Source organism: Aquirufa sp. ROCK-SH2 (assembly GCF_054558315.1).
In genome coordinates this window covers 78,724-90,578 of the sequence record NZ_JBPXKB010000003.1, presented here as the reverse complement: position 1 = coordinate 90,578, position 11,855 = coordinate 78,724, and the positions used below count along the sequence as shown (strand labels likewise).

Genomic DNA, 11,855 nt, shown 5'->3' with positions numbered 1-11,855 from the left:
TTTGAGTGTAAGATTTATAAATAATTACCAACTAGATCGCATGACTCAGCTTCGCATAAGCTCCTTGTGGATTATTCATTAAACTCTCATGCGAACCTCTTTCCACAATTTGACCATGTTGAACCACCAATATTTCGTCTGCATCCTGAATCGTACTTAAACGATGCGCAATGACCAAAACCGTTCTATGCTTCATTAAATTTGTCAAAGCACTCTGTACCAACTTTTCCGATTCATTGTCTAAGGCGCTGGTCGCCTCATCCAAAATCAAAATAGGAGGATTTCTCAAAACTGCTCGAGCGATGGACAATCGTTGTCGCTGACCTCCAGATAATTTGGAACCTCGGTCGCCAATGTAGGTTTGATATCCTTCTGGATTTTGCATGATAAACTCATGCGCGTTGGCAATTTTCGCCGCTTCAATTACTTCATCTAAGCTTGCTTGTGTCCCAAATGCGATATTATTGAAAATACTATCGTTAAACAAAACAGATTCTTGTGTAACAATGCCCATCAAAGACCGTAATTCGTGTAGAGGTATGTTTCGTATATCCACTCCATCCATTTTTATTGAACCCTCCAAAGGATCATAGAAACGGGGTAATAAATCGGCAAGCGTAGATTTGCCTCCTCCAGATGGACCAACCAAGGCGATGGTTTTACCTTTTGGAATATCAAATGATACTTGCTTCAACACCTTTCTACCTTCTACATATTCAAACGAAACATTTTCAAATTGAATTGTGTCTTCAAAACTAGTTTTGTGAACAATGGGTTCTACTTCTTTGATTTGAGATTCCGTATCAATGATTTCCAAAATACGCTCTGCAGAAGCTACCCCTCTTTGCACACCGCTAAACGCATCTGCTATTACTTTGGCAGGTCGCATAACTTGCGAAAACGTGGCAATAAAAGCGATAAACGTAGAAGCTGTCAAACTCCCTTCTCCTTGTATCACCAAACTTCCACCATACATCAATATCCCAGTTATCACGAATACTCCTAAACTTTCAGAAACAGGTGAGGTCAATTCTTGCCTATATCTCATTTTTAAGAAAGATAAACGGTAATTATTATTGGTTGCCCCAAATTTTTCATCCATCATAGGCTCTGCCCTAAACGCTTTTACAACCCTCATCGCACCAAAAATTTCGTCCAAATGACTAATCAAAGCACTTAAATGATGTTGTACCCAACCAGAATCTCTTCTCAACTTTCTAGAAATCAAAGCAATAAATCCGCCAGAAAGGGGTAAAATCGACAAGGAAAAAATAGTTAGTTTTAGCGACATACTCCCAAGAAATACGAAAAATAAAATCAGTGAAAATATTTCTTTGAAAACGGCTGTAAACGCTCTGCCAATACTATTCTCTACTTCTTGAACATCCGTTGTAAGTCGGGCCATTAAATTACCCTTCTTTTGTTCACTAAAATAACCTAAATCTAAACGAATCGCTTTTTCAAAAACAGCTTGGCGCAAAGAGGCAATGGTATCTGCACCAACAGCAGCCAAAATTCTTTGGGAAAAATATCTGAAAAAATTCGATAAAATCACAGACACAATGATTGCCATACAAGCGTATTGCAAGGCCCCAAAACGGCCATATTGATCCAAAGCCTGATAAAAATAATGATTAAATAGAAAGGTGAAATAACTTGGACTTACATTAAATGCCGGTAAATTTCGATAAACAGCTAAATCTGCTTGTGCTTGTTGATTGAATAAAACATTCAATAAGGGAATCAAAAGCGTGAAATTTAAAATACCAAATAAGCTCGCAAAGAAGGAAAAACCGAAGTATGGCAAAATATACTTTCGGATAGATCCGGCATAGCTAAGTAATCGAAGATATGTTTTCAAAGATTTTTATTTCAAAATTTGGTTTAAATTACGACAATTTTCAGAAATAAGTTAAAAATCGGCCTGCCCAAATGACTAAAGATCCTGTTTCGAATACAAATTTTCCCAAAATATGCATCGTGATGGCAACATATTGTGGAGAAGATTTCTTGGAAAAACAAATAGAAAGTCATTTAAACCAAACCTACCCTCATTTAAGTTTTTTGTATATCGATGATGCATCTACCGATAAAACTTGGGAAATTTTAACTCATTATCATAAGAAAGATGCGCGAATCCAGCTATTGAGAAACGAATCCAATGAGGGGTACATTTCTACATTTCAAAAAGGTATTTTGGCAGCGAACTCAGATTTAATAGCTCTGTCTGACCAAGATGACATTTGGCTAGAAAATAAAATTTCACACTTATTTAAAGAACTTGGGAAACATGATTTAATCTATTCGGATTCCGAATTAATCAATGCAAAAAATGAGAAAATTGGAAAAAGAATGTCTGAAATTAAACGACAAATTGCTTATGATTCGCCATTGATGTACACTTTCGGGGCATGGGCTCCAGGACATAGTATGTTATTTAATAGAAGAATCATTCCCGCTAATTTCAAATTCCCCTCTTTTGTAAGTCATGATTATTTGATCGGTTTTTTAGCCACATGTAACCAAGGAATGACATATACCTCTGAGCCATTGGTTTTATACCGACAACACCACAACAATGCAATTGGTGCAAATCTAAAAAAAGCTCCTAAAAACACTCAGCATAAAAAAAACAAAGACCTACTCATCCAAAACAGGATGGATTTATTAGCTACACTTTGTCCAGATTCTTTAGAAGATGAAAAAAAAGTATTCGAGCAATTATCCATCGATTTCAAAGGAAAAAGCCTCATAAATCGATTAAGAAGAAGTATATTAACCATTAAACATCGAGACAAGATGTTAGCTTATAAAGGGAAAAGTGCCTTAGGTAATTTTTTATATGGATTTAAACTTTTATTCAAAATCTATTAGTATTAACTCTTAATTCGAATTATCAATTAACTGAACTTTATAACCCGTAAATTGCAGGGGGTAAGGGGACGCATTACCCCTTAAAAAATGAAAATCAGAATCACTAACAGAAAACTTATATTTGAGTTCAGTAAACTTATAAAATCGGGTTTTATCAACCAAAATTGACGAATGCCTCTAAATTTCAACTCTTATTTCGATTGCGATAAATAAAGTTTTTAAAACGAACCCAAAAAGGGATTTTACTTTGAACTAATGGACCATCAAAAACCTCCCCTCTCCTTAAAAAATATTTGGATAAGGTACTAGAAGTCATTCCCCATTTTTTAATAAAAGTGTAATATCCTTTGTTTTGTTTGACACGTTTGACAGAGATTGAACCAAAATGATATACCCTACTTGCACCCACTCCTTTAAAAAGTCGAACCCCATTTTGCCATAATTTCATTGAAAAATCTGGATCAGAATACATTCCCGGTGAAAATTCTACACTATAACCACCTACCTCATCCCATAGATTTTTATGAACTACATTGGGTGGCCAAGTCGCACCTTGCCAATCTTTAAAAGGCCACTTAGCATATTCTTCTAATAATTTTTCTTCTTCAAAATTCGCTATGCTCGTTCCATAATTTTGCTCAATGGAACAACTACTTTGGGCTCTTGGCTCAATCATTGTTGCAGATAGAAAAAAACGATGGTCTGGCAATTGCTCAATTTCTTTTTTCAAAATCCCATCCCATCCAGGCAGAACATACATGTCATCATTGAGGTACAATAAATAATCAGCAGTCGCTAATTTTCTCATTGCATTCATGGCATAACAAACTCCAACATTGGTTGCACTATAAGAAAAAGAAATATCCCCCTGCTTTTGAAGCCAGTCCATGGAACCATCATTCGATTCATTCAAATGAACGATAATTTCAAAGGAACAGCTTGAATGCTGCTTTATACTCTGTATACACAATTGCAAATAGGGCAAGTTATTCCAAGAGGGAATCAAAATAGAAAAATACGGATTCTTAATCTGTTTTTCAGCTGTAAAAAAAACAATTTGAGTTTCGATATCCTTCATAACAGTCGATAATTTTTATACTCACCAATCCTGAAACCAGTTAAATCCTCAATTTTTTGCAAGATTTTTCTACGAAGACTCATTTTTTTGCGTAATTGTTTGGGGTCAAAATGAAAGGGCCAATTTTGCGCCTCAATTCTGCTTTGCATTACTTTTGGGTGACTCCCCATAAAACGAGTTAAACGTTCCGCATTTTCAAAATCAAACTCATAATCAATCGGCACATTGGCTTCCATCCAAGCATCATCCCGATAAAATTGTTGAAAATTCCTCACCTTATTATTCAAACCTTTGGGAGGTTTCACCCAGCCATAATGGTAAATAAAAGCTGGAATTAACTTAACTTTTAATTTTTGACCCGCATTTCTAAAACCCTGCGCGTCCTTATACGAATGAATAGTTGGTAAATTTTTTATCACTCTTATTTCCCTCCGATACCACCTTCTTGAGTCGGCGACAAAATCGTATGATCCATAAAAATGTCGATAATTAAACAATAAACCTTCCACCTCATCATCGGCAGCATATTTTTGCATTTCACTCTGAATGATTGCCCAATCATTTTCGTGCACACATTCATCCCCTTGAATATAAAACGCCCAATCACAATCCTTTGAAATTTCTTTCAAGGCCTTATCTGTTTCCAAAGCGAAAGTTCGCCCTCCTTCCCTTTGAGAATCATTCCAAACGGTTTCAATGATGCGTATTTTGGGCGAATGGATAGATTGAATTAATTCCAATGTACTATCCTCTGATTTCCCTACAGCCACCACAAACTCATCACAAATGGGTAAAATGGAATTAATTGCCTCAACGATTAAATAATCGTTTTTTACGGCATTTCGGATAAAAGTAAAACCTGCAACTTTCATTCTATAGTTTTACTTGAATGCCATGATATTTCTCTTGCTCCACATAATCTTTCCTCAAAGGATGCCCTTCCCAATCTTCTGGCAATAAAATTCTTCTTAAATCTGGATGACCTTCAAAATTGACACCTACCAGATCAAAGGCCTCTCTTTCATGCCAATCTGCTGTTTTCCAAATGGAAGTCAATGAAGGAACGGATGGTAAAGTGCCATCTTCCAACAATCGAGAAACAAGCACTTGTATATGAAAAGTCAAATGATGGGGTATCGAATAAAGCGTATAAATGATTTCCAAAGTACCTTTTTCAGGTCCATTATCAATGGCTGTCAAACAAGAAAGTTGATCAAAATAACAAGCTGGATTTCTCCATAAAAAATCGCAAACCTGAATCAAATCTTTCGGTTCAATGGTAATTCTTTTCAAATTCTCATTCCATTCCAATGAAATGTGGCAATTTTCTTGAATCAGAGAAGGAAGGAAATCGACAGACATATTAAACTTGTTTTAATGCTTCTAAAATTCGCTTCGGTGCGACTAAAGAAGATTGATTGATTTTTTCTTGTAATTTGATGATCCCACCCAACAATGCTTCAGGTCTTGGTGGACATCCTGGCACATATACATCCACAGGAATCACACGATCCACCCCTTTGACTACATGATAGCCATGCTCCCAATAGGGACCACCGCAATTAGCACATGAACCCATTGAAATTACATACCTCGGTTCAGGCATTTGTTCATACAATCGTCTGATTCGATCTGCCATTTTAAAAGTTACTGTTCCAGCAACAATCATCACATCAGATTGACGCGGGGAAGGCCTTGGAAAAACGCCAAAACGATCTAAATCGTAGGATGAGGCAAAAGCCTGCATCATTTCTATCGCACAACAAGCTAAACCAAAACTCATGGGCCATAAAGAACTAGCCCTTGCCCAATTCAGCAAATCCTCTACTTTGGTGATAACAAATCCTTCTGATTGAAATTCTTGATCTAATAAACTCTTCATTTCTTATCGTATTATTGTTATTTCACCAACTACTTCAGGATAATCTTCTTCCGGCTTAATGGAGTACACATAAGTCCCAGTAGGCAATTTATATGGATGCGCCAAGGCATCAAATTGAGGTTTATTGCCCTTGCTCATAAAAACTTGTTGACCCCAACGATCAAAAACCTTAATGATAGCACCGGTATAAATATCTGTTCCAGTTATGTTTTGAATAATGAACACATCGTTAAACCCGTCACTTGTTGGGGTCATTACGTTGTAGGGATGAATTCCTGGTAAAATTTTAATCTCAATATTTGCAGTCTTTATAGGACAATTTGGGTCAGCAGGAGTTCCCGTAATTTTGTATTTCAAATTATAAATTCGATCCAAATTTTCTGGTGAAAATCTAGGATCAGAAAATTTAAATTGTGTTTTTAAATTAGTTAGACTTGTTAACAAACCACTCATCGTTCGCTCATTCAAATCCGTCCATTCCCAAGTTACTCCCGTTCCGGTTCCATTTACAGGCAATAAGACATCTTTCAAACCAGCGGCTGGATTGGCGGTTAAAACTGGGTTAATGGATTTATTCGGAGGATCCCCACCAATCAACACTAATTTTTCTTGCACTGCCACCCAAGGACAACCTGTTTGAGAAAAACTTTGATGAGAAGACAAAAAGAATATCAAAAGAAATGAACCAACAAAGGCCTGATTTAACCAAGAAATTGATAATTTTTGTATTAGATACATAAAGCTTTTTCTAATTCGCATCAAAGGTTTTGTAAATATACCTAAATTCACAAAATTTTTAAGCTATGTCGTTCAGCCATTTTTTTGATACAGACTTAAGTAAACTGAAAGGGGTCACTCCCGCTCGACTCAGTTTATTACAATCTGAATTGGGAATATTCACGTATGGCGACTTGATTCAATATTATCCCTTTCGATACGAAGACCGTACGGAGATATTGCCCATCAAACAAATTAGAGACGACATGGAACATGCCCAATTTGTGGGCAGAATTCGATATGTTGAAAAAATTGGTGTAGGAGTCAAACAGCGTTTGGTTGCTCAATGTTGTGATGAATCTGCTTGCATTGAATTAGTTTGGTTCAAAGGAATAAAATGGATTGAAAAATTACTTAATTCAGGGGCTGATTATTTGTTTTATGGAAAACCAGGAAGTTTCAATGGTCAATTGCAAATGACCCATCCTGAAATGGAACTCTATAAAGGCCAACAATTAACCGAAAAGTTTTTTCATCCTGTATATTCATTAACCGAGAAACTCAGAAAAAAATACATCGATAGTAAGGTCATTGCCCAATTACAAAAGAATTTATTGGCGATTGCTTTCCCTTATATTCGGGAAACATTACCAAGTGAAATCATTCAAAAATTCAAATTAATTTCCAAGCAAGAGGCCCTCTATCATATACATTTACCTCAATCCGAAAATTGGCTACATCAAGCTAAAAGAAGATTGAAATTTGAGGAATTATTTTACAATCAGTTACGATTGATCAAACAAAACCTCATTCAAAAAAACTCTTTTCCGGGACAAGTTTTTTCCTCTGCGGCTTTATTGACAGAATTTTATAACAATCATTTGCCTTTCCAATTAACAGAAGCACAAAAGAAAGTGATTCGAGAAATCTTTCACGACATGCGATCTGGGCAACAAATGAATCGATTACTCCAAGGAGATGTAGGTTCAGGAAAAACAATCGTCGCCTTTATTTGTATGCTTTTGGCCATTGATAATGGTACACAATCTTGTTTGCTGGCTCCCACAGAAATTTTAGCCGATCAACATTTCAAAGGCTTACAAGTTTTTGCTGATTTATTGGGAATCAAAATTGCCAAATTGACGGGTTCCACAAAAAAGAAGGACCGAGTGGGCTTGTTGGAAGATTTAGCTTCAGGCGATTTACAAATATTGGTTGGAACGCATGCTTTATTCGAAGATGTGGTACAATTTAAAAATCTTGGGTTATGTATCATCGATGAGCAACATCGCTTTGGTGTGGCACAAAGAGCCAAACTTTGGGATAAAAACAAACATATTCACCCGCATGTCTTGGTAATGACGGCAACACCTATTCCAAGAACATTGGCTATGACATTGTATGGCGATTTAGACATTTCCATCATTGATGAATTACCGGCAGGCAGAAAACCCATTCAAACCTTACACAAATACGATACTCATCGATTGCAAGTTTTTGGTTTTATCCAAAATGAAATCAACAAAGGCCGCCAAGTTTATATCGTATATCCTTTGATTGAAGAATCTCAAAAAATGGATTTCAAAGACTTAATGGATGGTTATGAAAGTATTTCAAGAGCATTTCCTGATGTGCCACTAGGTATTTTACATGGCAAAATGAAAGCTGCCGACAAAGATTTTGAGATGGCTCGTTTTGTTAAAAACGAAACTAAAATCATGGTGGCAACTACGGTGATTGAGGTGGGTGTCAATGTTCCGAATGCCAGTGTGATGATTATTGAAAGTGCGGAGCGATTCGGACTTTCTCAGTTGCATCAATTAAGAGGCCGCGTGGGAAGAGGGGCTGATCAGAGTTATTGCATCTTAATGACGGATTTTAAAATTGGTGCTGACACGAAAAAACGCATTGAAACGATGGTTCGTACCAACAACGGTTTTGAGATTGCTGAAGTAGATTTACAATTAAGAGGCCCCGGTGATATTTCGGGTACTAGACAATCAGGGGTTATTGATTTAATGATTGCAGACTTAGCCAAAGATGGAGAAATCCTGAAAGTCGCCCGAGAAACTGCCATGGAAATTCTACATACAGACCCCAATTTAGAACAAGAAAATCATATAGTCATCCGTGAACAAGTCGCCCACTTGAAAAAAGATGCGACCAATTGGGCGAAAATTAGCTAGGTAAGAGGTAAGAGGTAATAGGTAAAAGGTAAGAGTTTTCTCTTTTCTCTTTTCTCTTTTCTCTTTTCTATCTTCTATTTTCTCTCTTCTTTTCAATTCAAATTCGGATCTTCAGGATAGGTGGCTAGTACGCGGTAATTTCCTCCTTTGTCGCTAAGAATTTTTCTCCAAAGTTGATCTGTGGGTTCATCAAACACATATTGAGCGGTGGCGGGTTCAATGTACCAAGCGTTAGATTTGATTTCTCTTTCTAATTGTCCTGCGCCCCATCCGGAATATCCAATAAAAAACTTGATATCTGTAAATAAGATTGATCCATTTACTACCGATTCTATGGCTTTTTCAAAATCGCCTGACCAAAAAACATTGGGAGCAATTTCCAATCCACCAGGGATTAAATCTGGCCGACGATGTAAAAATTGTAAAATACTTGTATCGACGGGTCCTCCAGCAAATAAAGGAATGTTTTCAAACACCTTTTCGTCGACGATTGAATCAAATACAACATCTTGGTGCTGATTTATGATTATACCAAAAGAATGGGAATTGCTATGTTCGCAAAGAAGTATAACTGATCGTTTAAAAGAGGCATCTTCTAAAAATGGTTCTGAGAGCAAAAGCATTCCCGGTTTTAAATCCTCTGCGAAGTAATTCTTTGGCATAAAAAGAAATTTGTAAGTTTGATGTGAAATTAATCAACACATGTCAATAATCACTTATTTATCTTTAGGCGGCAATCTAGGAAATACGATTGAAATTTTTCAAGAGACTTATCAAATCTTAGAAAAAAAAGTAGGAGAAATAACAAAATTCTCTTCGTTTTATCAAACTGCTGCTTGGGGTCCTATCAAACAAGCCGATTTTATCAATCAAGTGATTGAAGTAAGTACACGATTATCAGCTACCGATTTGATGCAGACTTTGCTGGAAATAGAAAAAGAAATGGGTAGAATTCGGGATGAAAGATGGGGACCCAGAACATTGGATTTGGATATTCTTTTTTTTGGCGATCAAATAATTGCTAAAGAAAATCTGGAAATTCCTCATCCAAGAATGGAAGATCGAAAATTTGTTTTGATTCCTTTGGCAGAAATTAATCCCAACTTTATTCATCCAAAAAGTCAAAAAACAGTTAAGCAAATTTTATTGGAATGTGAAGATGAATGTGATTGCCGAGTTGTTTAATTAAGAAGAGAGGAAAGAGGAAAGAGAAAAGAGAAAATAGAAAACCTATTCGGTGGCTGAGGTTCTCGAAGCCACCTCTTACCTCTTACCTCTTACCTCTTACCTCATACATCTTACATCATACGTCAATTTTTCTGATTCGGGAATTTCCAGCTTTGATCGATGATTTTTTGGTAATAATTTTCATACATCGGCAGGATTTTGGCTAAGTCAAAGTGTTTAGCCCGAGCTAAAGCATTGGCTTTCATTTTCTTCAACAAAACCTCATCTGTCAATAAATGAATGGTATTTTTAGCCATATCATTGATGTCTCCAATTTTACTTACAAAACCCGTTTCACCATGAATATTGACTTCGGTAATTCCACCAGCATCCGAAGAAATAACTGGCACTTCACAAGCCATGGCTTCCAATGCAGCCAATCCAAAACTCTCTTTTTCTGAAGTTAAGAAAAAGACATCAGCCAAAGATAAAGCCTCCTCAATGGTATCTAATTTTCCTAAAAAACGCACATCTGCTTGAACATGTAAATCGCGACAAAGTGCTTCAATCACCGAGCGCTCCGGACCATCACCCACTAGCAGTAATTTACAAGGAACCTTTTTTTGCACTTTGGCGAAAACATGAATGATATCCTCAATCCTTTTTACTTTTCGGAAATTAGAAGTATGCATCAATAATTTTTCACCATGCGGACAAATGGCCAATTTAAAATGCTCTTTGGCTTGTTTTTTGAAGCGATTTAAATCAATAAAATTGGGAATCACCTCTATGTGACTTAATATTTCAAATTCAGAGTAGGTATCATTTCTCAAACTTTCAGAAACAGCTGTTACTCCATCTGATTCATTGATAGAAAAAGTAACCACCGGCTCAAAAGACGGATCACGACCCACCAAGGTGATGTCGGTACCATGAAGAGTTGTAATAATAGGCACATTAATGCCTTTAGATTTTAAAATTTGTTTGGCTAAATAAGCGGCAGATGCATGTGGAACCGCATAATGTACATGTAACAGATCCAACTTTTCATTGATGGTCACATCCACCATTTTACTGGCTAAAGCAGATTCATAAGGTAAATATTGAAAGAGTGGATAAGAAGCCACACTCACTTCGTGGTAAAAAATATTCTCGCTGAAAAAATCCAAACGAGGTGGTTGGGTATAGGTAATAAAATGAACTTCATGGCCAACCGCGGCTAAGGCCTTGCCTAATTCCGTAGCAACTACCCCGCTTCCTCCGTACGTTGGATAACAAATGATTCCTATTTTCATGAAATTCGATTAAAAAAAACAAAACTAACATTTAGTCTAAAAGGTTCCGTTTTTTAGCCCTAAATTTGCAAAAAAACATAGCTCCAATTTGAAAAATCTTGTCATCTTCGCCTCCGGTTCTGGCTCCAATGCCGAAAAAATCATTGAGCATTTGGCTCCTTTGCACCTAGCAAAGATACGTCAAATATATTGTAACAATGCGCAGGCGGGAGTTATTGAAAGAGCAAAACGACTAAATGTCCCTTGTAGAATATTCAACAGAGAGGAATTCAAGAATGGCACTATTTTACAAGAAATTCAAGAGTTGAACACCGATTGGATCATTTTGGCTGGTTTTTTATGGTTAATTCCCAAAGAATTTACGGTGGCTTTTCCTCAAAGAATCATCAATTTACACCCTGCCCTATTACCAAAATTTGGAGGAAAAGGAATGTATGGACATTTTGTTCATGAAGCTGTAGTAGCCAACAAAGAGAAAGAATCCGGCATTACCATTCATTATGTAAACGAGCATTATGACGAAGGTGCAATCATCTTTCAAAGCAGCTTTGAAGTACTACCCGGCGATACACCAGAAGACGTTGCCAAAAAAGGTCAAATATTGGAACATCGTGATTTTCCGAAGGTGATTGAGGGGTTAATTAGAGCAATTTGAT

At 36.6% G+C, this 11,855-nt stretch carries 12 protein-coding genes; 4 read left to right on the top strand and 8 right to left on the bottom strand.

Features of this window, described 5'->3' with window-relative positions:
* Nucleotides 1-31: 31 nt before the first annotated feature.
* A complete protein-coding gene (locus V7S79_RS07520) occupies nucleotides 32-1,861 on the bottom strand; it encodes an ABC transporter ATP-binding protein (RefSeq protein ID WP_459489958.1) in 1,830 nt (609 codons plus the stop codon).
* 71 nt (nucleotides 1,862-1,932) lie between these two features.
* Between V7S79_RS07520 and V7S79_RS07515 the strand changes: the two genes are divergently transcribed.
* Complete coding sequence (locus V7S79_RS07515) at nucleotides 1,933-2,874, top strand: glycosyltransferase (protein ID WP_459489957.1); 942 nt, start codon at nucleotides 1,933-1,935, stop codon at nucleotides 2,872-2,874.
* Nucleotides 2,875-3,058: 184 nt separating this feature from the next.
* Here the strand turns inward: V7S79_RS07515 and V7S79_RS07510 are convergent, their stop codons facing one another.
* The 5 genes from V7S79_RS07510 to V7S79_RS07490 are packed head-to-tail and all read right to left on the bottom strand — an operon-like array spanning nucleotide 3,059 to nucleotide 6,572.
* Nucleotides 3,059-3,952 (bottom strand): glycosyltransferase family 2 protein, encoded by an 894-nt coding sequence (locus V7S79_RS07510; protein WP_459489956.1) that lies wholly within the window; start codon nucleotides 3,950-3,952, stop codon nucleotides 3,059-3,061.
* The gene (locus V7S79_RS07505) at nucleotides 3,949-4,824 is read right to left on the bottom strand and encodes a glycosyltransferase family protein (RefSeq protein WP_459489955.1); all 876 of its coding nucleotides are present in this window, start codon (nucleotides 4,822-4,824) and stop codon (nucleotides 3,949-3,951) included. Before V7S79_RS07505 ends, V7S79_RS07510 begins: the two co-directional genes overlap by 4 nt.
* A 1-nt stretch (nucleotide 4,825) precedes the next feature.
* Nucleotides 4,826-5,314 carry an NADH-quinone oxidoreductase subunit C gene (locus V7S79_RS07500; RefSeq protein WP_459489954.1) on the bottom strand — a complete coding sequence of 163 codons (489 nt, stop codon included), beginning with the start codon at nucleotides 5,312-5,314 and terminating at the stop codon, nucleotides 4,826-4,828.
* Nucleotide 5,315: 1 nt separating this feature from the next.
* Nucleotides 5,316-5,834 carry an NADH-quinone oxidoreductase subunit B gene (locus V7S79_RS07495; protein WP_459489953.1) on the bottom strand — a complete coding sequence of 173 codons (519 nt, stop codon included), beginning with the start codon at nucleotides 5,832-5,834 and terminating at the stop codon, nucleotides 5,316-5,318.
* A 3-nt stretch (nucleotides 5,835-5,837) separates the two neighbouring features.
* Nucleotides 5,838-6,572 carry a gliding motility-associated C-terminal domain-containing protein gene (locus tag V7S79_RS07490; RefSeq protein ID WP_459489952.1) on the bottom strand — a complete coding sequence of 245 codons (735 nt, stop codon included), beginning with the start codon at nucleotides 6,570-6,572 and terminating at the stop codon, nucleotides 5,838-5,840.
* Nucleotides 6,573-6,637: 65 nt separating this feature from the next.
* On the opposite strand from V7S79_RS07490, the gene recG reads away from it, so the two are divergent.
* Entirely contained in the window at nucleotides 6,638-8,737 is a 2,100-nt protein-coding gene (gene recG, locus V7S79_RS07485) for an ATP-dependent DNA helicase RecG (RefSeq protein ID WP_459489951.1), read from the top strand.
* Nucleotides 8,738-8,829: 92 nt separating this feature from the next.
* On the opposite strand, the gene V7S79_RS07480 is transcribed toward recG, so the two are convergent.
* Nucleotides 8,830-9,399 carry a YqgE/AlgH family protein gene (locus V7S79_RS07480; protein ID WP_459489950.1) on the bottom strand — a complete coding sequence of 190 codons (570 nt, stop codon included), beginning with the start codon at nucleotides 9,397-9,399 and terminating at the stop codon, nucleotides 8,830-8,832.
* A gap of 40 nt (nucleotides 9,400-9,439) precedes the next feature.
* On the opposite strand from V7S79_RS07480, the gene folK reads away from it, so the two are divergent.
* Complete coding sequence (folK, locus tag V7S79_RS07475; RefSeq protein WP_459489949.1) at nucleotides 9,440-9,922, top strand: 2-amino-4-hydroxy-6-hydroxymethyldihydropteridine diphosphokinase; 483 nt, start codon at nucleotides 9,440-9,442, stop codon at nucleotides 9,920-9,922.
* 125 nt (nucleotides 9,923-10,047) lie between these two features.
* On the opposite strand, the gene bshA is transcribed toward folK, so the two are convergent.
* Nucleotides 10,048-11,199: an N-acetyl-alpha-D-glucosaminyl L-malate synthase BshA gene (gene bshA / locus V7S79_RS07470; protein WP_459489948.1), complete on the bottom strand. Its 1,152-nt coding sequence runs from the start codon at nucleotides 11,197-11,199 to the stop codon at nucleotides 10,048-10,050.
* A gap of 88 nt (nucleotides 11,200-11,287) precedes the next feature.
* On the opposite strand from bshA, the gene purN reads away from it, so the two are divergent.
* Nucleotides 11,288-11,854 (top strand): phosphoribosylglycinamide formyltransferase, encoded by a 567-nt coding sequence (purN, locus tag V7S79_RS07465; protein ID WP_459489947.1) that lies wholly within the window; start codon nucleotides 11,288-11,290, stop codon nucleotides 11,852-11,854.
* The last annotated feature ends 1 nt before the right edge of the window (nucleotide 11,855 follow it).

Bases quoted from the DNA above. Each gene is read 5' to 3' on its own strand.
- V7S79_RS07490 (WP_459489952.1), bottom strand. From the start codon at position 6,572: ATGTATCTAATACAAAAATTATCAATTTCTTGGTTAAATCAGGCCTTT.
- V7S79_RS07500 (WP_459489954.1), bottom strand. From the start codon at position 5,314: ATGTCTGTCGATTTCCTTCCTTCTCTGATTCAAGAAAATTGCCACATT.
- bshA (WP_459489948.1), bottom strand. From the start codon at position 11,199: ATGAAAATAGGAATCATTTGTTATCCAACGTACGGAGGAAGCGGGGTA.
- V7S79_RS07480 (WP_459489950.1), bottom strand. From the start codon at position 9,399: ATGCCAAAGAATTACTTCGCAGAGGATTTAAAACCGGGAATGCTTTTG.
- V7S79_RS07495 (WP_459489953.1), bottom strand. From the start codon at position 5,834: ATGAAGAGTTTATTAGATCAAGAATTTCAATCAGAAGGATTTGTTATC.
- V7S79_RS07510 (WP_459489956.1), bottom strand. From the start codon at position 3,952: ATGAAGGATATCGAAACTCAAATTGTTTTTTTTACAGCTGAAAAACAG.
- recG (WP_459489951.1), top strand. From the start codon at position 6,638: ATGTCGTTCAGCCATTTTTTTGATACAGACTTAAGTAAACTGAAAGGG.
- V7S79_RS07505 (WP_459489955.1), bottom strand. From the start codon at position 4,824: ATGAAAGTTGCAGGTTTTACTTTTATCCGAAATGCCGTAAAAAACGAT.
- folK (WP_459489949.1), top strand. From the start codon at position 9,440: ATGTCAATAATCACTTATTTATCTTTAGGCGGCAATCTAGGAAATACG.
- V7S79_RS07515 (WP_459489957.1), top strand. From the start codon at position 1,933: ATGACTAAAGATCCTGTTTCGAATACAAATTTTCCCAAAATATGCATC.